Here is a 25093-nt window from a genome sequence, read left to right as displayed (position 1 = left end):
CACATTCGTTCCGGATAATTCTTAGGTCTATGGTTCGCCGATCTGAACACTGCGTGCTATTAACCATGGCCGACCTCTGGAACTCTTGTGATGGATGCTCCTCCCCTGACTAAGCCTCTCGGCAGTCGTATGTCGCGTATTCGCCTGCGCATGCGCTGGTACTCCTGGCTGCTGCTGGCGGGTGTGATCTGCTATGGCGTTGCCAGTCTCCTGCATTGGGACGACCGTGGCGCGCTCTGGGTGCAGGAGCGGTTTGTCAGTCCTTCCGAGCGCAGCGCCAGCATCTGGCTACCCGGTTACCGCGTGGTCATCGATGCCAAGGCGCTGCCTGGCATGGAGAGCGATGAAGCGTCGGATCTCTCCTACAACCCGCAGACCAAAACTTTATTTTCGGTCATGGGCAAACATCCGTTCCTGGCGGAGCTGACCCTGCAAGGCGACGTCCTGCGCAAGATCCCTCTGGTGGGCTGGAGCAACCCGGAAGGGGTGGCAGTCCTGGAGAATGGCTTACTGGCGATAGTCGATGAGCGTCAGCATTCGCTGGTGATCGTCAAAGTTGATGCCAGTACCAAAGAGCTGAATATCGCCGATTTTCCGCGCTACGACCTGGGCCCTTCGGAAGATCAGAACAAGGCTTTTGAAGCCATTGCCTGGAACCCGCGCAAGCAGCAACTGCTGTTGGGCGAGGAGCGTCCAGCGGCACTCTTCACCTGGAGCAGCGATGGCAGCCAGGTGCTCAAGGGCAGCAAACAGAAACTCGCCAGTGAGGAGCTCGATTTGCGCAACCTCTCGGCCCTGGGCATTGACCCGCGCACCGGTCATACCCTGGTGCTGTCCGCCGATTCTCATCTGTTGCTGGAGCTGGACGAGCAGGGTGAGCAAGTCAGCTTCATGGCCTTGCTCGGCGGCTTCAACGGCCTGCAGAACACCATTCCCCGGGCCGAAGGCGTGGCCATGGATGAGGCCGGCAACCTGTACATGGTCAGCGAGCCCAATCTGTTCTATCGCTTCGAGAAGCAATGATCTCCTGGTCCGGCGCCTTTGCCGGATCGTCGATTAAGCTTGAATTCAGACGGCTGTGATATTTCATCAGCCTGTCCTGATTTCGAGTTCGTCCGCCATGTATCGTCTGACCCGCTTGCAACCTCTCTATCTGATCCTCTGCCTGATGGCGGTGCTGCTTGCCGCGTTTGCCCACAACCATCGGTTGTGGCAGCGCGCCTGGTTCGACTGGCAATCCTACTGGCAAGTGACGGCCCCGCAATCTCTGGGCCTGGGTGATTATCGAGTGGTACTGGAGGCGCAGCCTATTGAGGGGCTGGATGAGGTTTCGGCACTGACCTACGATCCGCTGCGCAACAGCCTGTTCACCGTGACCAACAAGAATTCCGAGCTGGTAGAGCTGTCCCTGGACGGGCAGGTCCTGCGGCGTATTGCTCTGCTGGGCTTTGGTGATCCGGAGGCAGTGGAGTTCATCAGCGCCAATACCTATGTGATCAGCGATGAACGGCAGCACCGGTTGATCAAGATTCAGCTGGACGACGAAACCACCGTGGTGGATGCGGCAGAGGCCGAGCAGATCACGCTCGGCGTGCACCTTTCGGGGAACAAGGGCTTTGAAGGCCTGGCTTACGATTCACAGGGCCAGCGCTTGTTCGTCGCCAAGGAACGCGACCCGATGCTGATCTATGAGGTGCAGGGCTTTCCCCATCACGATCCGGAAAAGTCCTACGGGGTGCATGTGCTGAACAACCCCAAGCGGGATGCCGGGCTCTTTGTACGCGACCTCTCCAGCCTGCAATACGACGAGCGCAGCGGCCATCTGCTGGCCTTGTCGGACGAGTCGCGCCTGGTGGTGGAACTGGACGTCGACGGGCGCCCGCTGAGCACCCTGGCATTGGGCAAGGGCCGCCAGGGCCTGAGCAAGGCCGTGCCCCAGGCCGAAGGAATAGCCATGGATGACGACGGCACCCTGTATCTGGTGAGCGAGCCGAACCTGTTCTACGTCTTCAAGAAGCCTGAACTGTAGAGGCGGTCGGGCGGCATTCTGCTTGCCGGCGAAGAGGCCCTTGGGACGTCCCTCGCCGGCAAGCCTGAGCCTACCCGCAGGGCAGGCTCAGGCCTTGAGGGTTTTCACCCCTTCGGCCGTACCCAGCAGCAGTACATCCGCGGGGCGCGCGGCGAACAGACCGTTGGTGACCACGCCAACGATGGCATTGATCTGGCGTTCCAGCTCCACCGGGTTGGTGATCTGCATGTTGTGCACGTCGAGGATGATATTGCCGTTGTCGGTGATCACCCCTTCGCGGTACACCGGGTCGCCGCCCAGTTTTACCAACTCGCGGGCTACGTGACTGCGGGCCATCGGGATCACTTCCACCGGCAGTGGGAAGTTGCCCAGCACCGGTACCAGCTTGCTGGCGTCGGCGATGCAGATGAAGGTCTTGGCCACGGCGGCGACGATCTTTTCCCGGGTCAGGGCTGCGCCGCCGCCCTTGATCAGGTTCAGGTGCTCGTCGCTCTCGTCGGCACCGTCGATGTAGAACTCCAGGTCGCTGACGGTGTTGAGCTCGTACACCGCAATCCCGTGGCCCTTGAGGCGTGCGGCGGTGGCTTCAGAGCTGGCTACGGCGCCGTCGAAGGCGCCCTTGTGCAGGGCCAGGGCATCGATGAAGCAGTTGGCGGTGGAGCCGGTGCCGACCCCGACGATGCTCTTGTCATCGAGTTTCGGAAGGATAAGGTCGACGGCGGCCTGGGCGACTGCCTGTTTGAGTTGATCCTGGGTCATGCGGGCTCCGAAGCGGGCAATGGGGGGCACAAAGGCCGGCATTATAGGCGCCGCGACAGATCCGGTCATTGCCCGTTTGGCTAATCGGCCAGGCCGGGCAGGAGAGTTGGCAATCCGCAGGAGGGCGGCGAGGGCGCCGGCTAAAACCTCTGTATTCGTGTGGTCGCCCGGGCAAACGCTGGGTTAGACTCCTTGGCCCTGCCCAACCCGCTCAGTGATGCTTTCCGATGCTCGAACAGTACGTCAAGAAGATCCTCACCTCGCGCGTTTATGACGTTGCCGTAGAAACCCCATTGCAGACTGCCCGCCAGCTCTCCGAGCGGCTGGGCAATCAGGTCTGGCTCAAGCGTGAAGACTTGCAGCCGGTGTTCTCGTTCAAGATTCGCGGCGCCTACAACAAGCTGACCCAACTCAGCGACGCCGAGCGCGCCCGTGGGGTGGTCACCGCATCGGCGGGTAACCATGCTCAAGGCCTGGCCCTGGCGGCCAAGGTGCTGGGGGTCAAGGCCACCATCGTGATGCCCAAGACCACGCCGGAGATCAAGGTTGAAGGCGTGCGCTCCCGCGGCGGCAAGGTGGTGCTGCATGGCGACTCTTTCCCCGAAGCGCTGGCCTATTCGCTGAAGCTGGTGGATGAAAAAGGCTACGTCTATATCCATCCTTACGACGATCCCCACACCATTGCCGGGCAGGGCACTGTGGCCATGGAGATTCTGCGCCAGCACCCGGGGCCACTGGACGCGATTTTCGTGCCGGTGGGCGGCGGCGGGCTGATCGCCGGTATTGCCGCTTATGTGAAGTACCTGCGTCCTGAGATCAAGGTGATCGGTGTCGAGCCGGACGACTCCAACTGCCTGCAAGCGGCCATGGCAGCGGGGGAGCGGGTCGTGCTGCCGACGGTGGGCATTTTCGCCGACGGCGTGGCGGTGGCGCAGATCGGTCAGCACACCTTCGATATCTGCAAGGACTATGTGGATGAAGTGATCACCGTCAGCACCGATGAAATCTGTGCGGCAATCAAGGACATCTACGACGATACCCGCTCGATCACCGAACCTGCCGGCGCTTTGGGCGTTGCGGGGATCAAGAAGTACGTCGAGCAGCGCGGTATCACCGGGCAGACCCTGGTGGCCATCGATTCCGGGGCCAACGTCAATTTCGACCGCCTGCGCCACGTCGCCGAGCGCGCCGAGCTGGGCGAGGGCCGCGAAGCCATCATCGCCGTGACCATTCCCGAGAAACCGGGCAGCTTCAAGGCGTTCTGCGAGGCAGTGGGCAAGCGTCAGATCACCGAATTCAACTACCGCTACAACACCGGCAGCGAAGCCCATATCTTTGTCGGCGTTCAGACCCACCCGGAAAATGATCCACGTAGCGCCCTGATCGCCAGTCTGACCGAGCAGGGTTTTCCGGTGATCGACCTGACCGACAACGAACTGGCCAAGCTGCATATTCGCTACATGGTCGGTGGCCATGCCGAGAAGGTCAGCGACGAAGTGGTGCTGCGCTTCGAGTTCCCGGAGCGTCCGGGGGCATTGTTCAACTTCCTCAACAAGCTGGGCGGGCGCTGGAATATCTCCATGTTCCATTACCGTAACCATGGTGCGGCCGATGGCCGAGTGGTCGCCGGCCTGCAAGTACCGGCCGATGAGCGTCATCTGGTACCGGCGGCTCTGGAGCAGATCGGCTATCCGTACTGGGATGAAAGCGATAACCCGGCTTATCAGTTGTTCCTCGGCTGAACGACTACGCTGAGGATCGGAGTCTTAAGGAAGCGAGAACATGGAAACACTGACCACGCTGAAGACGCTTCATGTGCTGGCCACCGTGCTGCTCTTGGGCAGTGCGCTGGGTTTGGCGATCTGGGTCTGGCGCCTGCGCCGCCAAGGTGATGCGACGGTCTACAGCCGCGTGCTGCACCGCCCGGGACTGTTCGGCTGGCTGCTGCTGGCGGTGGGTTTGCTGGCCCTGCCATTCAGCGGCTGGTGGCTGGTGCATCTGGTGGGTTGGCCGCTGGGGCAGACCTGGATTCTGGGCTCCAGTGTGCTCTACACCCTGGGCGCTCTGGCCTGGCTTTGGCTGATGGTGCGCCTCAACCGCCTGCGTCTGGCCAAGGCGGCCAGTGGCCTGACCTTCACCCTGGCACTGGCAATCTTCAGTGCGGTGTGTTTCGTCACCATTGCTGGCCTCATGGGCGCCAAGCCGGTCTAAGCCTTAAGGATTGCCATGAAGGTTGTTCTGGTGGGGGCGACAGGGTTTGTCGGCCGTCATCTGCTGGCGGCGTTGCACGCCGCCGGCCATCAACTCATCGCCACCAGTCGCCATCGGCAAACCCGGAGTCTGCCTGGCGTGGAATGGCGGCAACTGGACCTCGATCGCCTGGGCCTTGAGCCCCAGCCTTTTGACTTGCCCGCTGATACCGACCTGTTGATCAACGCTGCGGGGTTGTTGAGCAATGATGCCCAGGCGTTGACCCTGACTCAGGATCTGGGGACTCGTGCGCTGTTTGATCTGGCGGCGGCCCGGGGTGTGCGGGTGTTGCAGATTTCCGCCTTGGGCGCCGGCCAGCAGCCGCAAGTGCCGTTTCTGGCGAGCAAGGCGGCTGCGGATGATTACCTGCTGCGCCTGGGGATTCCGGCCGTGGTGTTGCGGCCATCCCTGGTGCTCGGCGCGGGTGGCGCCAGCAGTGGCTGGCTGGCCCGGCTGTCGCCCTGGCCGCTGATTCCGTTGTTGTCCGCCAAGGCCCGAATGCAGCCCCTGCATGTGGATGACTTGAGCGCTGCCGTGCTTGCGTTGATCGGGCAATGGCCTGCGCAGTCCATGGTGCTGCCGCTGGTTGGCCCTGAACGGATGACCATGGCGCAGTTGCTGGATCGTCTGCGTGCGGCCCAGGGCTGGGCCCCGGCGCGCTACTTCCAGTTGCCCTCAGTGGTCCTGGCGCTGGTCGCAAGGGTGGGGGAGCGCCAGGGCTGGCGGGCCCTGAACCGGCAGAGTCTGAGCATGGCTCGTTGCGACAACCTGGGGGACCCAGAAGTACTGGCGTCGGTCTGCGGTTATCACGCCGCGCCCTTGGCAGCCCGGCTGCAAGACTGGCCGCAGGCCGCGCAGAGCACCCAGTTGGCCCTGCGACCGCTGCTGCTGGCGGTCATGGTGCTGATCTGGCTGGGTACGGCGGTGGTGTGCATCGGTCCCGGCTACGACTGGGGCCTGCGGATCATGGCCGAGGCCGGGGTGCAGGGCGCCTGGGCGGTACTGGCGGTGATCGCGGGATCGCTCTGCGACGCGGTGCTGGGTGTCGGTCTGCTGCTGCGGCGTTGGCGCCGGCGGGCCCTGCAGGCGCAGCTCGCACTGATGCTCGGCTACACCCTGATTATCAGCCTGATCCTGCCGCATTTCTGGTTTGACCCTTATGCCGCCGTGGCCAAGAACCTGGTGCTGATGGTGGCGACCCTATGGCTGTTGTGGACTGAACCCCGTCGATGAGTGCTTATCTGCTGTTGAAAACCCTGCATATCCTGTCCTCGACCGTTCTTTTCGGCCTCGGCGCGGGCTCGGCCTATTACGCACTGCGGGCCTGGCGCAGCGGCAAGCTGGAAGTGATTGCCGTGACGTTCAAGCATTTGGTGTTCGCCGATTGGGCCTTTACTGCAACGACGGCCGTCTTCCAGCCGTTGAGTGGGCTGGGATTGGTGCATCTGGCGGGCTGGCCAATCCAGCAAGCCTGGCTGATGTGGAGCTTGGGGCTCTATGTCCTGGCGGGGCTGTGCTGGTTGCCGGTGGTCTGGTTGCAGATCCGGGTGCACAAGATGGCTGAGCAGGCGCTGCGGGACGGCGTGCCGATGCCACTGCGGGCCAATCTTTACATGCGCTGGTGGTTCGCCTTGGGCTGGCCGGCGTTTCTGGCCTTCATGGCGATTTTCTATCTGATGGTGGCCAAGCCGGTTTAGCAGCCTTCGCCGGCAAGCCGGCTCCTGCGGCTTGCAGGAGCCGGCGAAGTGCTCAATCCCGCAGGCTGATCACCTGCCAGCCGCGCTTGAGAGCCTCGGCACGCAGGTTTGGATCAGGGTCGACGGCCACTGGGGTGGCCACTTGCTCCAGCAACGGCAGATCGTTCATCGAGTCGCTGTAGAAGTAGCTGCCTTCCAGGTCATGACCGGTTTCTTCCAGCCAGCGCTGCAGGCGGATGACCTTGCCTTCACGGAAGCACGGTACGTCGGTGCTGCGTCCGGTGTAGCGGCCGTCCTGCATTTCGCATTCGGTGGCGATCAGGTGTTCCACCCCCAGGCGCTCGGCGATCGGCGCGGTGATGAAACGATTGGTGGCGGTGATGATCACCAGCTTGTCGCCGGCCTCGCGGTGCTGGGCCAGCAGGGCCTGGGCCTTGGGCAGCAGGATGGGCTCGATGCAGTCGCGCATGTAGTCGCGATGCCATTGCTCGAGCACGGCCATCTCGGTGCGGCCGAGGATTTCAAGGCAGAAGTTCAGGTAGGCGGCGTTGTCGAGTTTGCCGGCCAGGTAGTCCTGGTAGAACTCGTCGTTGCGGGTCTTGTAGGCGACGGCGTCGAGGAAGCCCCGCTCGCACAGGTAGTCGCCCCAGGCGTGGTCGCTGTCGCCGCCCAGAAGCGTGTTGTCCAAGTCGAATAAAGCCAGGCGCATTGCAGTTACTCGCTGAAAAGTCGCGGAAAAAGGTGCCCAGAATACGGTCTTTTCACAAGAGTGCACATAAGGTAAGCAGCCTCGTTGCTGCATTCCCAAGCTTTGTGGAACAATGCGGCGACATGCGTTTGCGAGGTTGTAGCCGTGATCGACCCCGATGGTTTCCGCCCCAATGTCGGGATCATTCTGACCAATGATGCCGGACAGGTGCTATGGGCTCGCCGTATCAATCAAGATGCCTGGCAGTTTCCTCAAGGGGGCATCAACCCCGACGAGACGCCGGAAGACGCCTTGTATCGCGAGTTGAACGAAGAAGTAGGGCTGGAGCGCGAAGATGTGCAAATTCTCGCCTGCACCCGGGGCTGGTTGCGCTATCGTTTGCCGCAGCGCCTGGTCCGGACCCACAGCCAGCCGCTGTGCATCGGCCAGAAACAGAAATGGTTTCTCCTGCGCCTGATCTCCAACGAGCAGCGGGTGCGGATGGATTTGACCGGTAAACCGGAATTCGATGGCTGGCGCTGGGTCAGTTATTGGTATCCGTTGGGCCAGGTGGTGACATTCAAGCGCGAAGTGTATCGCCGCGCTCTCAAAGAGCTTGCCCCGCGCCTTTTAGTGCGCGACTGACGACGGAGTTCGACCCCGAGCCATGCTCAATACGCTGCGCAAGATCGTCCAGGAAGTTAACTCCGCCAAGGATCTCAAGGCGGCGTTAGGGATTATTGTATTGCGCGTCAAAGAGGCCATGGGCAGCCAGGTCTGCTCGGTCTACCTGCTGGACCCGGAAACCAACCGTTTTGTGCTGATGGCCACTGAAGGCTTGAACAAGCGTTCCATCGGCAAGGTCAGCATGGCCCCCAACGAAGGCCTGGTGGGCCTGGTGGGCACGCGGGAAGAGCCCCTCAACCTGGAAAACGCCGCCGATCACCCGCGTTATCGCTACTTCGCCGAAACCGGTGAGGAGCGTTACGCCTCGTTCCTCGGCGCCCCGATCATTCACCATCGCCGCGTAGTTGGCGTACTGGTCATCCAGCAGAAAGAGCGCCGCCAGTTCGACGAGGGTGAAGAAGCCTTTCTGGTGACCATGAGCGCGCAACTGGCCGGGGTGATCGCCCACGCCGAGGCCACCGGTTCGATCCGCGGCCTGGGGCGTCAGGGCAAGGGGATTCAGGAAGCCAAGTTTGTCGGCGTGCCAGGTTCCCCCGGCGCCGCGGTAGGTAGCGCGGTGGTGATGTTGCCACCGGCTGATCTGGATGTGGTCCCTGACAAATACATCACCGACATCGACGCTGAACTGGCGCTGTTCAAGACCGCCCTGGAAGGGGTGCGCGCCGATATGCGCGCGTTGTCGGAAAAACTTGCGACCCAACTGCGTCCGGAAGAGCGCGCGCTGTTCGACGTCTATCTGATGATGCTCGACGACGCCTCCCTGGGCAGCGAAGTGAAGACCGTGATCAAGACCGGGCAATGGGCCCAGGGTGCGTTGCGCCAAGTGGTCACCGATCACGTCAACCGTTTCGAACTGATGGACGACGCCTACCTGCGCGAGCGCGCCTCGGACGTCAAGGACCTGGGGCGGCGGCTCCTGGCCTATCTGCAGGAAGAGCGCCAGCAGACCCTGGTCTACCCCGACAACACCATCCTGGTCAGTGAAGAACTGACCCCGGCCATGCTCGGCGAAGTGCCGGAAGGCAAGCTGGTGGGGCTGGTCTCGGTGCTGGGTTCGGGCAACTCCCACGTGGCCATCCTGGCCCGGGCCATGGGCATTCCCACGGTGATGGGCCTTGTCGACCTGCCGTATTCCAAGGTCGATGGCATTCAGATGATCGTCGACGGCTATCACGGCGAGGTCTATACCAACCCCAGTGACGTGCTGCGCAAGCAGTTCGCCGATGTGGTGGAAGAAGAGCGGCAACTGGCCCAGGGCCTGGACGCCTTGCGCGACCTGCCTTGCATCACCCCTGATGGCCACCGCATGCCGCTGTGGGTCAACACCGGCCTGCTGGCCGATGTGGCCCGGGCGCAGAAACGCGGTGCCGAGGGCGTAGGCCTGTATCGCACCGAAGTGCCGTTCATGATCAACCAGCGCTTTCCCAGCGAGAAAGAACAGCTGGCGATCTATCGCGAGCAGCTGGCGGCCTTCCATCCGCAACCGGTGACCATGCGCAGCCTGGACATCGGTGGCGACAAGTCGCTGTCGTACTTCCCGATCAAGGAAGACAACCCCTTCCTCGGCTGGCGCGGCATCCGCGTGACCCTCGACCACCCGGAAATTTTCCTGGTGCAGGCCCGGGCCATGCTCAAGGCCAGCGAGGGCCTGAACAACCTGCGCATCCTGCTGCCGATGATTTCCGGTATCCATGAGCTGGAAGAAGCCCTGCACCTGATCCACCGTGCCTGGGGTGAAGTCCGCGATGAAGGCACCGACGTGCCCATGCCGCCAGTGGGGGTGATGATCGAGATTCCGGCGGCGGTGTATCAGACCCGGGAACTGGCGCGCCAGGTGGACTTCCTCTCGGTGGGCTCCAACGACCTGACCCAGTACCTGCTGGCGGTAGACCGCAACAACCCGCGGGTCGCCGACCTCTACGACTACCTGCATCCGGCCGTGCTGCAAGCGCTGCAGAACGTGGTGCGTGATGCCCATGCCGAAGGCAAGCCGGTGAGCATCTGTGGCGAAATGGCCGGCGATCCGGCGGCGGCGGTGCTGCTGATGGCCATGGGTTTCGACAGCCTGTCGATGAACGCCACCAACTTGCCGAAAGTGAAGTGGATGCTGCGTCAGATCAACATGAGCAAAGCCAAGGAACTGCTGGACGAGATGATGACCATCGACAACCCGCAAGTTATCCACAGCTCGCTGCAATTGGCGCTGAAGAAACTCGGCCTGGCACGGATGATCAATCCGGCTTCGAGCAAGACCCTGTAATCGAAGTATTTGCTTCGCCGGCCAGCCGACTCCTACAACGGCCTGTGTAGGAGCCGGCTGGCTGGCGAACGTTTCACACTTTCAGCTCGACCTCTCCCAGATGCCCGCCATAAGGGCCAAAACTGCGCTCCAGCAGATGCCGCGAGCCGTCCGCGTTGACGATCAGCGCGGTGCTGGCGCGGGTGCCGTAGCTGGGGCTGGCGATGAATACGCTGGACAGCAGGCTTTCCGTAGCCAAACCCACTCCGGTGTCCGGCAGTTCGGCGAAGGGCGCGGTGTGCGGATCGCTGAGTAACGCCAGCAGGGCTTGGGGTTGTGGATTGGACAGCACTTCCTGCAGCGCGGCCTTGGCCTTGAGCAGCTTGGGCCACGGCGTATCGAGCCCGGCATTGGACAGGCCGTAGACGCCGGGCTTGAGCAATTGCGGTTGCACATCCTGGGCGTTGTAGTGCCACAGTTGCTCTGCTGTGCCCAGCAACAGGTTGAACCCGGCGTACTCCACCGAGCGGCCCACCACATCGTGCAGATAATCTTCCAGGGCTACGTCGCCTTCGAGAAAGCGCGCCACCAGTTCGCCCCGGGAGCGTCGTGCCGGGGGCTGATGCGGGTTGCGGATATTGGTCAGGGCGGCAAAGCGGCCATTGGCACCGACACCAAGCCAGGTGCCTCCGGCCTCCAGGTCGCGTCCGGCGTGGATCTGCGGCGACTCCGGCCATTGCCCCAGGGGCAGGCTGGGCCGGGCGTAGAATTCGTCACGGTTGGCCGCGACGATCAGTGGCTGAGCATGACCCGGCCGCCAGGCGAATACGATCAAGCACATTAAGGTGGCCCCCTGTGTGTTTTTGCCCACTTTACGCACAGATCCAATGGGTATCCATCGCCATCCAGTGGAGTCCGGGGCGGCGCATCCGTTACCATGCCGGTCTTATTTTCGGATGCTCCCATGGAATTTCTGCTCTATCTGCTGCTGGGCGCCTGTGCAGGTGTGCTGGCCGGGCTGTTCGGCGTGGGCGGCGGGATCATCATTGTCCCGGTGCTGGTGTTCAGTTTCACCCTGCAAGGCTTCGATGCCTCGGTGCTGACCCATCTGGCGGTCGGCACTTCTTTGGCCAGCATCATCTTTACCTCGGTCAACGCCGTTCGCGAACACCATCGCCGTGGCGCGGTGCGCTGGCCGATCTTCGCCTGGATGGCCCTGGGCATCCTGCTGGGGGCCGGTTTCGGCGCGCTGACCGCCGAAGCGATTTCCGGCCCGCACCTGCAAAAAATCATCGGCGTCTTCGCCCTGGTGGTGGCCTTGCAGATGACCCTGGAGCTCAAGCCCAAGGCCAGTCGCCAGGTGCCCGGCAAGCTGGGTTTGGCGGCGGCCGGCGGTGTGATCGGCTGGGCTTCGGCGATCTTCGGCATTGGCGGCGGTTCGCTGACGGTGCCGTTTCTCACCTGGCGCAGCGTACCGATGCAGCAGGCGGTGGCTACATCCTCGGCGTGCGGCTTGCCCATCGCCCTGGCCAGCGCCTTAAGTTTCATGATTCTGGGCTGGCATGATCCGCAGCTTCCGGCTCATAGTCTCGGCTTCGTTTATCTGCCGGCGCTGCTGGGCATTGCCCTGACCAGCATGGTGTTCGCCCGTATCGGTGCGCGCCTGGCCCACACACTGTCGCCACGCCTGTTGAAACGCTTGTTCGCCGCGCTACTGTTCTGCGTGGGGATCAGCTTCCTGTTCTGAGTGGTGACGCAATCCTGGCTTAATCCTGGGCTGGCAGTTTGCCCCGGGACATTTGAGTTCTAACCCTTACGAGGAGTCGCAATGCTGCCTTACCCGCAGATTGATCCGGTGGCCCTGGCCATCGGCCCGCTGAAAATCCACTGGTACGGCCTGATGTACCTGATCGGCATCGGCGGTGCCTGGCTGCTGGCCTCGCGCCGGCTGAACCGTTTCGATCCGACCTGGAGCAAGGAAAAGCTCTCGGACATGGTGTTCTGGATGTCCATGGGGGTGATCGTCGGTGGGCGACTGGGTTACGTGCTGTTCTACGACCTCAGCGCCTATCTGGCCAACCCGACCCTGATCTTCGAGGTGTGGAAGGGCGGCATGTCGTTCCACGGCGGTTTCATCGGAGTAATGCTGGCGGCCTGGTGGTTCGGCAAGCGCAACAACAAGACGTTCTTCGAACTGATGGACTTCGTCGCGCCCATGGTGCCAATCGGCCTGGGTGCCGGGCGAATCGGCAATTTCATCAACGCCGAATTGTGGGGTAAACCCACCGACGTGCCATGGGCGATGATCTTCCCGCCGTTCAGCGATCCGGCGCAGTTGCCGCGTCATCCGTCGCAGTTGTATCAGTTCGCCCTGGAAGGCGTGGCGTTGTTCCTGATCCTGTGGCTGTTCTCGCGCAAACCCCGGCCGACCATGGCGGTTTCCGGTATGTTCGCCCTGTTCTACGGGATCTTCCGTTTCATCGTCGAGTTCGTCCGGGTGCCGGACGCACAGCTGGGCTACCTGGCATGGAACTGGCTGACCATGGGTCAGGTTCTGTGCGTGCCGATGATCCTCGGCGGCCTGGGACTGATCTGGCTGGCTTATCATCGCGCTCCGGCCCAGAGCGCGGCGCAATAAATTCGAATCCCGGGGCGTGCCCCGGGTTCAAGGATGCAGGTAATTCATGAAGCAATATCTTGATCTGGTGGCCCATGTCATCAACAACGGCACCAAGCAGGCCAACCGCACCGGTGTGAACACCATCAGCTTTCCCGGGGCCATGCTGCGCTACGACCTCAAGGAAGGTTTCCCGGCCATCACCACCCGCAAGATGGCCTTCAAGTCGGCCATCGGCGAGATGGTTGGCTTCCTGCGTGGGGTGAACAACGCCGCCGAGTTCCGTGCCCTGGGCTGCAAGGTCTGGGACCAGAACGCCAACGAAAACGCCCAGTGGCTGGCCAACCCGTTCCGCCAGGGCGATGACGATCTGGGCGAGATCTACGGCGTGCAGTGGCGCAAGTGGCCGGCCTACAAGCAGATCAAGACCAGCAACCAGGCCGCCATTGACCTGGCGTTGAGCCAGGGCTACCGGCAGATCGCCGCCGGCGAGGAAGACGGCCAGGGTTACGTGGTGCTGTACAAGGCCATCGATCAGGTGCGCCAGTGCGTTGACACCATCATCAACGACCCGGGCAGCCGGCGAATCCTGTTCCACGGCTGGAACTGCGCGCAGCTGGATGAAATGGCCCTGCCGCCGTGCCATCTGCTGTATCAGTTCCACCCTAATGTCGAGACTCGGGAAATCTCCCTGACCCTCTACATCCGCTCCAACGACCTGGGGCTGGGGACGCCGTTCAACCTCACCGAGGGCGCCGCGCTGCTGAGCCTGATCGGTCGCCTGACCGGCTACACGCCGCGCTGGTTCACCTACTTCATCGGTGATGCCCACGTTTACGAAAATCACCTGGACATGCTCAACGAACAGCTCAAGCGCGAGCCGTTCCCGATGCCCAAGCTGGTGATTTCCGAGCGCGTGCCGGAGTTCGCCAAGACTGGCGTCTACCAGCCGGAGTGGCTGGAACTGATCGAGCCGAGCGATTTCTCCCTGGAAGGCTATGAGCACCACGCGCCGATGACCGCGCCGATGGCGGTGTAGTTTTCACTTCCTGTGATTATTAAAGCAGAGCGTAAATTGACGCTCTGCTTTTTACTTCATAGGGCTAAGATAGATGTTATTTCTAATTGAACGGATTCAAGACCTTTTCAAGTTCAGCCTCTCTAAGGCTGAGCGGTTTTCGTTTTGTAAGATGATTTATCTTTTTTAGTTCTTTGTTTTTTCTATCTTCACTTAGGTCTTCGCATAGTTTTATTCGCAGGTCATCGAAGATCGATGTGTCATACTCACCCAGTGTCGAGTGCTCGTAGAAGAATTGATAGTCTCTGACGATGTGGTTTGCTTTCTCTTCTGACCAGCTTTTGACAACGTCAGGTGCTATCCAGAATTCTGCATCATGTATCATCGCCCATTCTACAAAGCATAGTGTGTCGATTGGGCTTGATAGTTTAGCTGCGAAAAGATCAATCTGTGATTCATGGCTGATGACTATTATATGGGTCTGATGTGATTCTGGGATTACGGTGATATAGCTGTCAGAAGCTTTGTCAAGTAATCGAATTGTTAAGCGTTTTTCAATCGCAACGGGATAAGCGACATCCAGTTTTCTGTAAAGCAACTGGTAATTGGCCTGACATGCTTCTGTTAATGAAATCACCATTGTTGCTGAGGGTGGTATATCGATCTCTTGGTGTAGGTTTTTGCCATTTTCGATAAGGTCGATGAGTGATTCTGTCAGCTTGCTAGAATTTATTACTTTCTCTGATTCTATATTTGGGTTGAACACGATGTTGCTTTTTTGGGACTTTAGTTCACTCTGCGTTAATAAGTTTCTTGTGAAGCTGTCTTTGCTTATACTTCTATAGCATTGTAAGAATATGTCTTTTAGCGTGGATATGCCGCGAGTATCTATGCTGTGAAATATTTTTTCGTGAGTACTGCAGAATCCCTTGAATGTTGTGGCGTTGTTGATCCCTTCACTGCAGATTTCTATGTCTCTGAGATCTTTTGTGTCATCTCTTTTTGGCTGTATCGTTAATAGGTTGCCGTCTGTGGAAATAGGGCGAAGAGAAGTCTCTTTGGATATGGAATGCGAATGTACAGCTAGATTTGAGCAGTTAGGATACAAGCAGTTATATTTGCGTTTTGTGTGGTATCTCGAACTGACTTCTTTGTAGAAGCTTGAGTTGATCTGTTGTTTGACTTTTGCTGAAAGTTTGAACATCTCCAAGTCCTTTGGTCATATTGTCGTTTGAACGGGTGTATTTTACTGAGCGAAAAGCTGCGCAATCAGTCTCTTTAGCATGGAAAAGGAGCCGATTCCCTCAATGCCCGTGGCTGCGGCCGACATGGGACGGCTCGGCCTCGCTGGGAGCCACCGAACCGCTGACTTCCAGGCGCTGGAGGATGCCGCAGTGATCCAGGTCCGGCCCTTCGCTGCAGCGCTGGCGCAGGTCCAGCAGTTGTTCCTGGAGCACCAGTAGCCCGTCGATGCGCGCCTTGACGTGGTGGATGTGCTCGTCGATCAGGGCGTTGACGCTGGCGCACTGGCCTTCGGGGCTGTCCCGCAGGTTGAGCAGGCTGCGGATTTCCTCGAGGGTCATGTCCAGGCTGCGGCAGTTGCGGATAAAGGTCAGGCGCTCGGTGTGGGCCTGGGTGTAGAGGCGGTAGTTGCCTTCGCTGCGGGCCGGTTCCGGCAGCAGTCCTTCGCGCTCGTAGTAACGGATGGTCTCGACCTGACAGTCGGTGAGTTTCGCCAGTTCGCCAATCTTCATTGCCGTCGTCTCCGAATGGGTGCTTGACCCTATAGTGGCTACAGGGTGTTCACTTGGCAACAAGCACCTTTATACGGACGCGACCCCTATGAGCGACTCCATTCACAACCCGCGCAAACCCGACGCCCAGCACGCCCATGCTGATCACGATCACAGCCATTCCCATGCCCCTGCCTCTGCGGGCAAGCTGCAGCCGGTCAAGGCGCACGATCACGCCACCCACGGTGCCTCCTGCTGCGGTTCTGCCGGCCCGGCGCCTTCCAAGGTCACCCTGAGCGAAACACCGACTGCCGGCGCGCGTCTGAGCAGCTTCCGCATTGAAGCCATGGATTGCCCCACCGAGCAGACCCTGATCCAGAACAAGCTGGGCAAGCTGGCGGGGGTTCAGGCGCTGGAGTTCAACCTGATGAACCGCGTGCTGGGGGTGACCCACGACCTGCCGAGCACGACGCCGATCATCGAAGCGATCAAATCCCTGGGCATGCACGCCGAGCCTCTGCAGCAGGATGGCGCCGAAGTCGCGCCTGCCGCAGCGCCGGTGAAGAAAGCCTGGTGGCCGCTGGCCCTGTCCGGTATCGGCGCGCTGGCCGCCGAAGTCATTCACTTCACCAATGCCGCACCCGACTGGGTCGTGGCGCTGGTGGCCCTGGTGTCGATCCTCAGTGGCGGCCTGGGCACCTACAAGAAGGGCTGGATCGCCCTGAAGAACCGCAACCTGAATATCAATGCGCTGATGAGCATTGCCGTGACCGGTGCAGTGCTGATTGGCCAATGGCCGGAAGCGGCGATGGTGATGTTCCTGTTCACCGTGGCCGAGTTGATCGAGGCCCGCTCCCTGGACCGGGCGCGCAACGCCATCAGCGGCCTGATGCAGATGACCCCGGAACAGGTCACGGTGCAGCAGGCGGACGGCAGCTGGAGCGAACTGGAGGCGAAAAACGTCGAGCTGGGCGCCCGCGTGCGAGTTCGCCCGGGAGAGCGCATCGGTCTGGACGGCGAGGTCGTGTCCGGCAGCTCCACCATCGACCAGGCGCCGATCACCGGTGAAAGCCTGCCGGTGGAAAAAACCGTGGGCGACAAGGTGTTCGCCGGCACCATCAACCAGGCCGGTTCCCTGGAATATCGCGTGACCGCCGCCGCTAACAACTCGACCCTGGCACGGATCATCCACGCCGTGGAGCAGGCCCAGGGCGCCCGGGCGCCGACCCAGCGCTTCGTCGATACCTTCTCGAAAATCTACACCCCGGCGGTATTCGCCTTCGCCCTGGCCGTGGCGCTGATTCCACCGCTGTTCATGGGTGGCGTCTGGTTCGACTGGATCTACCGCGCCCTGGTGTTGCTGGTGGTGGCCTGTCCCTGTGCCCTGGTGATCTCCACCCCGGTGAGCATCGTCAGCGGCCTGGCGGCTGCGGCCCGCAAGGGCATCCTGGTCAAGGGCGGGGTCTACCTGGAGGGCGGTTACAAGCTCGACTACCTGGCCCTGGACAAGACCGGCACCATCACCCACGGCAAACCGGTACAGACCGATTTCCTGTCCCTGGACCCGTTGGCGCAGGACACGGCTCCGGCCCTGGCCGCGAGCCTGGCGGGACGTTCCGATCATCCGGTGTCCCTGGCCATCGCCCAGGCGGCTGTGGATAAGCAGCTGGCGCTGCATGCTGTGGATAACTTCGAAGCCCTGACCGGGCGCGGAGTGCGCGGCGAGATAAACGGCCAGCTGTATCACCTGGGCAATCACCGCCTGGTGGAAGAGCTGGGCCTGTGCTCCCCGGCCCTGGAGGAAAAACTCTTCGCCCTGGAGAAGCAGGGCAAGACCGTGGTCCTGTTGCTGGACAGCAATGGCCCCCTGGCTCTGTTCGCCGTGGCCGACACGGTCAAGGAATCCAGCCGCGAGGCCATCCAGCAGTTGCATGAGCTGGGGATCAAGACCCTGATGCTCACCGGCGACAACCCTCACACCGCCCAGGCCATTGCGGCCCAGGTGGGCATCGATCAGGCCCGGGGCGACCTGTTGCCCACCGACAAGCTGCAAGCCATCGAGGCGTTGTATGCCCAGGGGCATCGGGTGGGCATGGTGGGCGATGGCATCAACGACGCCCCGGCCCTGGCCCGGGCCGAGATTGGTTTCGCCATGGCCGCGGCGGGCACCGATACGGCCATCGAGACTGCGGATGTAGCGCTGATGGACGACGATCTGCGCAAGATTCCGGCTTTTATTCGCCTTTCGCGCCAGACCTCGGTGGTGCTCAAGCAAAATATCGCCCTGGCCCTGGTCATCAAGGCGATCTTTCTTGGGGTAACCTTTGCCGGGCTCGCCACCATGTGGATGGCGGTGTTCGCCGACATGGGCGTCAGCCTGCTGGTGGTATTCAACGGCCTGCGCCTGCTGCGCAAATAGGCCACCGTAGCGGCAAGCAACAAGCAACTGAGGGGAGAACCAGAGTGATGAACTCACACGCACCGGCTTCAGCTTGCGGCTTGCCGCTCAAAGCTTGCAGCTGCGGCAAGCCGCCATGCTGAGTGCCGAGCTGAAGGCTTTTTACATGGTCGCCCGCCTGGGCAGCATCACCCTGGCGGCGAAGAAGCTTGGCCTCAGTCAGCCGACGGTGACCACGCAGATCCGCAACCTGGAAAGCCAGTATTCGGTGGAGCTGTTCTACCGCGGCGGTCGGCGCCTGAGCCTCAGCGACGAAGGCACGCGCCTGCTGCCCATGGTCAAGGACCTGTTGCAGCAGGAGGCTGACATCGAGTTCTTCCTGCGCAACAGCGGGCAGGTGCAGGGCACATTGCGCATCGCTGCCACCGCGCCGTACTACATCCTCGATCTGGTGAAGACTTTCCGCGAGCGTTTGCCCCAGGTCGAAGTGTCGGTGGAGATCGGCAACTCCCAGCAAGTCCTCGAAGCCCTGGAAGACTACCGGGTGGATGTGGCGGCCTCCTCGCAACTGCTGGAGGATGCGCGGCTGATCCGCCGGGTATTGGGCAGTGATCCGCTGGTGCTGGCGGTGCATCGCAACCACCCCCTGGCGGCGCTGGATCACGTGCCGCTCAATGCCCTGGCCGGGCATACCCTGTTGATGCGTGAACCGGGCTCCACCACCCGCAGCCTTACTGAAACCTTGCTCAAGGACGCCCACGTCAGCTTTGGCCCGCTGCTGGAAATCGGCAGTCGCGAATCGATCCGCGAGGCGGTGCTGCGCAATATCGGCATCAGCATCATTGCCCGTCAGGAAGTGCCCCACGATCCGCAACTGCGGGTCCTGACCATCGAGCATGCGCCGCAGATCGTCGAGTACCTGTACTGCCTCAAGGAGCGCAAGAACGCGCGCCTGCCCGCGGCCTTCCTCGGCCTGGCCCAGGAAATGGCTCCCGCCTGAAAGACCTGCATCGGCCATGCCGATGCCTTCGCGAGCAAGCTCGCTCCTACATTGAAATGCATTCCCCCTGTGGGAGCGAGCCTGCTCGCGAAGGCGTCAGATCAGGCAGCACCTGACTTACAGGTTGAACCAAAATCCCTGAATACCACTATCGGTCGTTTTTGCCTTACTGCCATATGGCCGACGCATTACAACTCTAGGATTTGCCTCATCTGCTAGATGAGGTCCGTCCATGAACCACTCCACTGCAACTGCCCTGAGCAACCCCGGCGCGCCGATGAAGGTGCGGGGTATCCAGAAGCGTTTTGGCGCCTTCACCGCCCTGGACAACGTGTCCCTGGACGTCGCGGCCGGCGAACTGGTGTGTCTGCTGGGCCCGTCCGGCTGCGGCAAGACCACACTGCTGCGCTGCATCGCCGGCCTTGAGCGCCAGGACCAGGGCGAGTTGTACCTGGGGGATCGGGATGTTTCGCTGCTGGCGCCACAAGCCCGGGACTACGGCATCCTGTTCCAGTCCTATGCGCTGTTTCCCAATCTCACGGTGGAAGCCAACATCGCCTACGGCCTGGCCGGTAGCGGCCGTGAGGAAGTGCGCAAGCGTGTGGCACAGATGCTGGAACTGGTCGGGCTGACCGGCAGCGAGAAGAAATACCCCGGCCAGCTGTCTGGCGGCCAGCAGCAGCGCGTCGCCCTGGCCCGTGCCCTGGCGCCGTCACCGTCGCTGCTGCTGTTGGACGAACCGATGTCGGCCCTGGACGCCCGGGTCCGCGAGCACCTGTGCACCGAGCTGCGCCAGCTGCAACGGCGTCTGGGGATCACCACCCTGATGGTCACCCACAATCAGGACGAGGCCATGTTGATGGCCGACCGCATCGCCGTGATGAACAACGGCAAGGTCGAGCAGTACGCCACGCCCCAGGAAATCTACGATCGTCCGGCCACGCCCTTCGTCGCCGAGTTCGTCGGCCAGGGCAACTGGCTGCCTTTTAGCCGCAACAGCGACAGCCACGCCCAGGTCGGCGGGATGAATGTGCGCCTGGCCGACGATTCGGCCAAGGCCGCTTCGGGTCGCCTGTTCTGTCGTCCGGAAGCCATCAGCGTGAACCCGCCGGTGCATGAGGAAAACCTGTTCCCGGCCAAGGTCCGCGAGATCACTTTCCTCGGCAATCGCTGCCGCATGAGCTTTGAACTCAACGAGCTGCCGGGGCATGCACTGCTGGCGGAGCTGGCCCCGGAAGCCATGCCGCGCCTGGGCGCCCAGGACATCTGGGTGGCCTTGCCGCCGCGCAGCCTCCAGGTGTTTGCCTAAGATGAGCGTGCCAATGTCCCTGCCGCTACCTGCCAAGCGGGCGCGCCAGGCTTCTCGTGCCGAGATCGGCGACCGTATCTTTGTTGTCGGCGGCAAGGTTCTGCTTCTGCTCCTGCTGGGTGTAGCGGTGCTGTTGCCCCTGTTGGCGATCTTCTGGCGCGGTTTCAGCGCCGAGGCCGGGCAGGGCGGTGGCTGGGTGGCGGCCCGTGAACTGGTGGCCAGCGACAACTTCCACTGGTTGCTGGGCAACAGCCTGAAAGTCTCCCTCAGCGTGGCCGCCATCGTGGTGCCCCTGGCTTATCTGTTCGCCTACGCGCTGCAACGCACGCTGATTCCCGGCAAGGGCCTGTGGCGTGGTCTGTCGCTGTTGCCGCTGATGGCGCCGTCGATGCTGCCGGGCATTGCCCTGGTCTATCTGTTCGGCAACCAGGGGATGCTGCGTGGCCTGTTCGCCGAGAACATCTACGGCTTCTGGGGCATCGTTCTCGGCGAAGTCATCTACACCTTTCCCCATGCCCTGATGATCCTGCTCTCGGCCCTGTCCCTGGCGGATGCGCGGCTGTTCGATGCCGCATCGAGCATGGGCGCCAGCCCCGCCAAGGCCTTTCGCAGCATCACCTGGCCGGCCACCCGGCAAGCGGTGTTCGCCGCGTTCTGCCTGGTGTTCACCCTGACCATCACCGACTTCGGCGTGCCGGTGGTGGTGGGCGGCGACTATCAGGTATTGGCCCTGGAGGCCTACAAGGCGGTGGTGGGCCAGCAGCAGTTCGGCCGCGGCGCCTTGATCGGCATGGTGTTGCTGCTGCCGGCGTTGTTCAGTTTCGGCGTCGATGCCTGGTTGCGCCGTCGTCATGGCGACTCCATGAGCGGTCGTGCCCAGGTGTTCAAACCGGCGCCGTCGCGGCTGCGCGATGGTTGCTACCTGACCATCGTGCTGCTGATCTGCGCGACCTTGCTGCTGGTGTTCGGCATGGCGGTGTATTCCTCCCTGGTGAAGTTCTGGCCCTACAACCTGTCACTGTCGCTGAATCACTACCAGTTCAACGACACCGCCGGTGGCGGTTGGCTGGCCTACCGCAACAGCCTGACCATGGCCCTGTGCACAGCGTTGATCGGCAGTGTGGTGATCTTCACGGGGGCCTACCTGATGGAGAAAACCAGCGGCCAGCGTGGCCTGAACCTGGCGTTGCGCATGCTCAGCTTCGTGCCGATGGCGGTGCCCGGTTTGGTGCTGGGCCTGGGCTATGTGTTCTTCTTCAACCTCAACGGCAATCCGCTGCATGTGTTCTACGGCAGCATGGCCCTGTTGGTGGTGTGCACCATCGCCCACTACCTCACCACCGCGCAGATGACTGCCACCACCGCCCTGCGCCAGCTGGATGCCGAGTTCGAGGCCGCCGCGCTGTCGCTCAAGGCGCCGCTGTACCGGCACTACCTGCGGGTTACCGTACCGATCTGCCTGCCGGCGTTGCTGGACATCGTGCGCTACCTGTTCGTCTCGGCCATGACCACGGTGTCGGCAGCGATCTTCCTCTACAGCCCCGACACCATCCTCGCCGCCGTGGCCGTGCTGAACATGGACGACGCCGGCAATGTGGGCGGCGCTGCGGCGATGTCGACCCTGATCCTGTTCACCTCGGCCGGCGTCTCGCTGCTGCTGGCCGGGGCTTCCCGCGGGCTGTTGCGCCGCTCCCAGGCCTGGCGGCAAAGCGCCCCGGGCCACTGATTTCCTGCTCACTCACCCTCTGATCTGCACTCACTAAGGAACCGCACCATGTTCAAGCCCCTGGCTCTTGCCGCTGCCGTCCTCTCTGCTGTCAGCCTGAACGCCTTTGCTGCGAAAACCGAACTGACGGTCTACACGGCCCTTGAAGCCGAGCAATTGAAGTCCTACAAGCAAGCCTTCGAAAAGGCCAACCCGGACGTGGAGATCAAGTGGGTGCGTGATTCCACCGGGATCATCACCGCCAAGCTGCTGGCGGAAAAAGCCCGTCCACAAGCGGACGCGGTCTGGGGCCTGGCGGCGTCCAGCCTGGCGATCCTCGATCAGCAGGGCATGCTGCAAAGCTATGCGCCCAAGGACCTGGGCAAGATCGGCCCGAACTACCGCGACGCCGCCAACCCACCGACCTGGGTCGGCATGGACGTGTGGGCCGCGACCATCTGCTTCAACACCGTGGAGGCCGAGAAGCAGGGCCTGAGCAAACCGGTGAGCTGGCAGGACCTGACCAAGCCCGAGTACAAGGGCAAGATCGTCATGCCCAACCCGGCGTCTTCGGGCACCGGCTTCCTTGACGTCAGCGCTTGGCTGCAGACCTTCGGCGAGAAACAGGGCTGGCAGTACATGGACGACCTGCACCAGAACATCGGCCAGTACGTCCACTCCGGCTCCAAGCCGTGCAAGCTGGCCGCCGCCGGCGAGTTCCCGATTGGCATTTCCTTCGAATACCCGGCCGTGCAGCTCAAGCGCCAGGGCGCGCCGTTGGACATCATCCTGCCCAAGGAAGGCCTGGGCTGGGAAATCGAAGCCACCGCAGTGATCAAGGGCACCCCTCATGAAGAGGCGGCGAAGAAGCTCGCCGACTTCTCCGCCAGCCCCGAAGCCATGGAGCTGTACAAGGAAAACTTCGCCGTCCTGGCTCAGCCGGGCATCGCCAAGCCGCAGACCGAGCTGCCAGCGGACTACGAGCAGCGCCTGATCAAGAATGACTTTGCCTGGGCCTCGAAGAACCGCGACCAGATCCTCGCCGAATGGCGCAAGCGCTATGACGGCAAGTCGGAAAAAGTTGCCAAGCAGTAACCGATCAATCGCTTTCGCCGGCCAGCCGCTTCTACCGGGTTTGTAGAAGCCGGCTCGCCAGCGAAGGCGCTTCCCACCAGGACACCACTCATGACCCATCACAGCGATCTACTGATCGTCGGCGCCGGCATCCTCGGCCTGTCCCACGCCTACGCGGCTGCCAAACGCGGTCTGCGGGTGCGAGTTTTCGAGCGCAGCGCCACGCCTTTGGGCGCTTCGGTGCGCAACTTCGGCCAGGCCCTGGTCACCGGCCAGCCACCGGGCCGCATGCTGGAGCTGGCCCGTGCCAGCCGCGATATCTGGGCCGACTGGCAGCAACTGGCCGGCTTGCCACTCAAGCGCAACGGTTCCTACCTGTTCGCCCGCAACGAAGCCGAAGAGCAGTTGCTGGAGGCCTTCTGCGCCGGCCGCGCGCGCGAGCACGGCTACCGCGTCGAGCTGCTTCAGGGCGCGGCGCTGAATGATCTGTACGGTGGCCAGTTCCGCCATCATCGGGCGGCCTTGCATGGCTTGGACGACCAGCAGCTGTATTCCCGGGAAGCCATTGCGCTGTTGATCGACTACCTGCGCCGCGACCTGGGGGTGCAGTTCCACTTTTCGACCCTGGTGCGTGACATCGAGCCGGGGCAACTGCACAGCACCGCTGGCCGCTTCCAAGCGCCACGCATCGTGCTGTGTTCGGGGCACGATTATCAGACCCTGCTGGCCGAGCAGATCGCGGCCTTGCAACCGCAGATCTGCCGCTTGCAGATGCTTCGCGCCCGGCCCCAGGTCAACCTGAACCTGCAACATGCGCTGCTCACCGGGCTCAGTTGCGTGCATTACGGCGCCTTTGCCGATCTGCCGGAAGCGGCCGCCGTACAGGCGCAGATCCTGCGTGAGGCGCCACACCTGCATGAGCACGGCATTCACTTGCTGATCAGCCCGACTCCTTATGGCGAGGTGATCATCGGCGATTCCCATGATTACGGCAGCGATCCGTCGCCTTTCAATAGCGAACAGGTGGATAACTGGCTGATCGAGCTGGCCGAGCAGACCCTGGGCTGCAAGGTCCAGGTGGTGGAGCGCTGGCAGGGCGTCTATGGTGCTCGCGGGCCTGGGCCGTTCTCCTTCCTGGAGGCGGCCCCCGGGCTCTATGTGGCGCTGATGCACACTGGGGTGGGCATGAGCGTCGGTCCGGCCATGGCCGAGGGCAATATCGTCCGGGTACTGGAGGAGGCGTGATGAGTCGCCAGCAAGTGATTGATGAGGTTTTCGGCCTGTACGAGCGCTTTGGCGATGACGACTACATCGGCGAGCCGGTGTCGCAGATCGAGCATATGTCCCAGGCGGCGCAGTTGGCCCTGGCGGAAGGTTATGACGACGAAGTGGTGCTGGCGGCGTTCTTCCACGATATCGGGCACATCTGTCAGCAGGATGCCGAGAACATGGGCGGTTTTGGCGTGGTCAGCCATGAGCGCCTGGGGGCCGATTATCTGCGCCGGGCGGGCTTCAGCGAGCGCCTGGCGCGACTGGTGGAATACCACGTCCAGGCCAAGCGTTACCTGACGTTCAAGGAGCCGGGGTATTACCAGCGGCTGAGCGAGGCCAGCCGACGTACCCTGGCGTATCAGGGTGGGGTGATGAGCGCGGCAGAGGCGGCGGCCTTTGAACTCGACCCGCTGTGTGCGTTGAGCTTGCGCATGCGTCACTGGGACGAGCAGGCCAAGGAAATGTGGGTGCCGGTGATGGACCTGCAGATCCTCAAGGACAAGGCCTTGGCGCTGCTTTGATCGTGGTTCAGGCTTGGTTTTTGTAGCTGCTGCCGCAGGCTGCGAACGGCTGCGCAGGAGGCGCCGCTTCTGGGAGTGTTGAAGGTCCTGCGGCCCT

At 62.0% G+C, this 25093-nt stretch carries 23 protein-coding genes; 18 read left to right on the top strand and 5 right to left on the bottom strand.

The window, feature by feature from the left end; translation table 11 throughout:
• Window positions 1-90 precede the first annotated feature (90 nt).
• The gene (locus ACMGF8_RS03245) at window positions 91-1023 is read left to right on the top strand and encodes an SdiA-regulated domain-containing protein (protein WP_102862132.1); all 933 of its coding nucleotides are present in this window, start codon (window positions 91-93) and stop codon (window positions 1021-1023) included.
• A 97-nt stretch (window positions 1024-1120) separates the two neighbouring features.
• On the top strand, window positions 1121-2029 hold the full coding sequence (locus ACMGF8_RS03240; protein ID WP_102862131.1) for an SdiA-regulated domain-containing protein: 909 nt from the start codon (window positions 1121-1123) through the stop codon (window positions 2027-2029).
• Between the two features lie 87 nt (window positions 2030-2116).
• Here the strand turns inward: ACMGF8_RS03240 and rpiA are convergent, their stop codons facing one another.
• Complete coding sequence (gene rpiA / locus ACMGF8_RS03235) at window positions 2117-2788, bottom strand: ribose-5-phosphate isomerase RpiA (RefSeq protein ID WP_102862528.1); 672 nt, start codon at window positions 2786-2788, stop codon at window positions 2117-2119.
• Window positions 2789-3015: 227 nt separating this feature from the next.
• On the opposite strand from rpiA, the gene ilvA reads away from it, so the two are divergent.
• The 4 genes from ilvA to ACMGF8_RS03215 are packed head-to-tail and all read left to right on the top strand — an operon-like array spanning window position 3016 to window position 6735.
• Window positions 3016-4530: a threonine ammonia-lyase, biosynthetic gene (gene ilvA / locus ACMGF8_RS03230; protein WP_102862130.1), complete on the top strand. Its 1515-nt coding sequence runs from the start codon at window positions 3016-3018 to the stop codon at window positions 4528-4530.
• A gap of 40 nt (window positions 4531-4570) precedes the next feature.
• The gene (locus ACMGF8_RS03225; protein WP_102881203.1) at window positions 4571-4999 is read left to right on the top strand and encodes a DUF2269 family protein; all 429 of its coding nucleotides are present in this window, start codon (window positions 4571-4573) and stop codon (window positions 4997-4999) included.
• A gap of 15 nt (window positions 5000-5014) precedes the next feature.
• Window positions 5015-6271: an SDR family oxidoreductase gene (locus tag ACMGF8_RS03220; RefSeq protein ID WP_416758667.1), complete on the top strand. Its 1257-nt coding sequence runs from the start codon at window positions 5015-5017 to the stop codon at window positions 6269-6271.
• Window positions 6268-6735, top strand: a complete 468-nt coding sequence (locus ACMGF8_RS03215) for a DUF2269 family protein (RefSeq protein WP_102862127.1) — start codon at window positions 6268-6270, stop codon at window positions 6733-6735. The genes ACMGF8_RS03220 and ACMGF8_RS03215 overlap by 4 nt, the downstream gene beginning before the upstream one ends.
• Before the next feature lie 52 nt (window positions 6736-6787).
• Here ACMGF8_RS03215 and ACMGF8_RS03210 read toward each other — a convergent pair whose 3' ends face one another.
• Complete coding sequence (locus tag ACMGF8_RS03210) at window positions 6788-7444, bottom strand: HAD family hydrolase (protein WP_102862126.1); 657 nt, start codon at window positions 7442-7444, stop codon at window positions 6788-6790.
• Between the two features lie 144 nt (window positions 7445-7588).
• Here ACMGF8_RS03210 and ACMGF8_RS03205 point away from each other — a divergent pair, with 144 nt between their 5' ends.
• Both ACMGF8_RS03205 and ptsP read left to right on the top strand, forming a co-directional pair.
• Window positions 7589-8068, top strand: coding sequence for an RNA pyrophosphohydrolase (locus ACMGF8_RS03205; RefSeq protein WP_011064073.1), 480 nt, complete (start codon window positions 7589-7591; stop codon window positions 8066-8068).
• A 22-nt stretch (window positions 8069-8090) separates the two neighbouring features.
• The gene (ptsP, locus tag ACMGF8_RS03200; protein ID WP_102862125.1) at window positions 8091-10370 is read left to right on the top strand and encodes a phosphoenolpyruvate--protein phosphotransferase; all 2280 of its coding nucleotides are present in this window, start codon (window positions 8091-8093) and stop codon (window positions 10368-10370) included.
• Window positions 10371-10443: 73 nt separating this feature from the next.
• On the opposite strand, the gene ACMGF8_RS03195 is transcribed toward ptsP, so the two are convergent.
• Window positions 10444-11190, bottom strand: a complete 747-nt coding sequence (locus ACMGF8_RS03195; protein ID WP_110652445.1) for an NRDE family protein — start codon at window positions 11188-11190, stop codon at window positions 10444-10446.
• A 123-nt stretch (window positions 11191-11313) separates the two neighbouring features.
• Between ACMGF8_RS03195 and ACMGF8_RS03190 the strand changes: the two genes are divergently transcribed.
• The 3 genes from ACMGF8_RS03190 to ACMGF8_RS03180 all read left to right on the top strand — a co-directional run bounded on the left by ACMGF8_RS03190 (window position 11314) and on the right by ACMGF8_RS03180 (window position 14005).
• Window positions 11314-12096: a sulfite exporter TauE/SafE family protein gene (locus ACMGF8_RS03190; protein WP_102862123.1), complete on the top strand. Its 783-nt coding sequence runs from the start codon at window positions 11314-11316 to the stop codon at window positions 12094-12096.
• A gap of 81 nt (window positions 12097-12177) precedes the next feature.
• Window positions 12178-12987, top strand: a complete 810-nt coding sequence (lgt, locus tag ACMGF8_RS03185; protein WP_102862122.1) for a prolipoprotein diacylglyceryl transferase — start codon at window positions 12178-12180, stop codon at window positions 12985-12987.
• Window positions 12988-13033: 46 nt separating this feature from the next.
• The gene (locus ACMGF8_RS03180; protein WP_015637397.1) at window positions 13034-14005 is read left to right on the top strand and encodes a thymidylate synthase; all 972 of its coding nucleotides are present in this window, start codon (window positions 13034-13036) and stop codon (window positions 14003-14005) included.
• 82 nt (window positions 14006-14087) lie between these two features.
• Here ACMGF8_RS03180 and ACMGF8_RS03175 read toward each other — a convergent pair whose 3' ends face one another.
• Together ACMGF8_RS03175 and cadR are read right to left on the bottom strand one after the other, a co-directional pair.
• Window positions 14088-15188 carry a hypothetical protein gene (locus tag ACMGF8_RS03175; protein ID WP_305949100.1) on the bottom strand — a complete coding sequence of 367 codons (1101 nt, stop codon included), beginning with the start codon at window positions 15186-15188 and terminating at the stop codon, window positions 14088-14090.
• A 100-nt stretch (window positions 15189-15288) separates the two neighbouring features.
• Window positions 15289-15738 carry a Cd(II)/Pb(II)-responsive transcriptional regulator gene (gene cadR / locus ACMGF8_RS03170; RefSeq protein ID WP_092308673.1) on the bottom strand — a complete coding sequence of 150 codons (450 nt, stop codon included), beginning with the start codon at window positions 15736-15738 and terminating at the stop codon, window positions 15289-15291.
• A gap of 88 nt (window positions 15739-15826) precedes the next feature.
• Here cadR and ACMGF8_RS03165 point away from each other — a divergent pair, with 88 nt between their 5' ends.
• The 7 genes from ACMGF8_RS03165 (at window position 15827) to ACMGF8_RS03135 (ending at window position 24996) form a co-directional block, all read left to right on the top strand.
• Window positions 15827-18136 (top strand): heavy metal translocating P-type ATPase, encoded by a 2310-nt coding sequence (locus tag ACMGF8_RS03165; RefSeq protein WP_305949099.1) that lies wholly within the window; start codon window positions 15827-15829, stop codon window positions 18134-18136.
• 115 nt (window positions 18137-18251) lie between these two features.
• Window positions 18252-19115: a LysR family transcriptional regulator gene (locus tag ACMGF8_RS03160; RefSeq protein ID WP_102881471.1), complete on the top strand. Its 864-nt coding sequence runs from the start codon at window positions 18252-18254 to the stop codon at window positions 19113-19115.
• Between the two features lie 232 nt (window positions 19116-19347).
• Window positions 19348-20424, top strand: coding sequence for a putative 2-aminoethylphosphonate ABC transporter ATP-binding protein (locus tag ACMGF8_RS03155; protein ID WP_102881196.1), 1077 nt, complete (start codon window positions 19348-19350; stop codon window positions 20422-20424).
• A gap of 1 nt (window position 20425) precedes the next feature.
• On the top strand, window positions 20426-22150 hold the full coding sequence (locus tag ACMGF8_RS03150) for a putative 2-aminoethylphosphonate ABC transporter permease subunit (protein ID WP_416758661.1): 1725 nt from the start codon (window positions 20426-20428) through the stop codon (window positions 22148-22150).
• A 48-nt stretch (window positions 22151-22198) separates the two neighbouring features.
• On the top strand, window positions 22199-23224 hold the full coding sequence (locus ACMGF8_RS03145) for a putative 2-aminoethylphosphonate ABC transporter substrate-binding protein (protein ID WP_207814976.1): 1026 nt from the start codon (window positions 22199-22201) through the stop codon (window positions 23222-23224).
• Between the two features lie 90 nt (window positions 23225-23314).
• The gene (locus ACMGF8_RS03140; protein WP_102862116.1) at window positions 23315-24448 is read left to right on the top strand and encodes a TIGR03364 family FAD-dependent oxidoreductase; all 1134 of its coding nucleotides are present in this window, start codon (window positions 23315-23317) and stop codon (window positions 24446-24448) included.
• A complete protein-coding gene (locus tag ACMGF8_RS03135; protein ID WP_102881192.1) occupies window positions 24448-24996 on the top strand; it encodes a phosphonate degradation HD-domain oxygenase in 549 nt (182 codons plus the stop codon). Before ACMGF8_RS03140 ends, ACMGF8_RS03135 begins: the two co-directional genes overlap by 1 nt.
• The last annotated feature ends 97 nt before the right edge of the window (window positions 24997-25093 follow it).

Origin of the sequence: Pseudomonas sp. BNK-7 (assembly GCF_048072025.1) — a bacterium.
Lineage (GTDB): Bacteria > Pseudomonadota > Gammaproteobacteria > Pseudomonadales > Pseudomonadaceae > Aquipseudomonas > Aquipseudomonas danubii.
The sequence above is the reverse complement of the archived record's forward strand: the minus strand, read 5'-3'. Positions and strand labels throughout refer to the sequence as shown.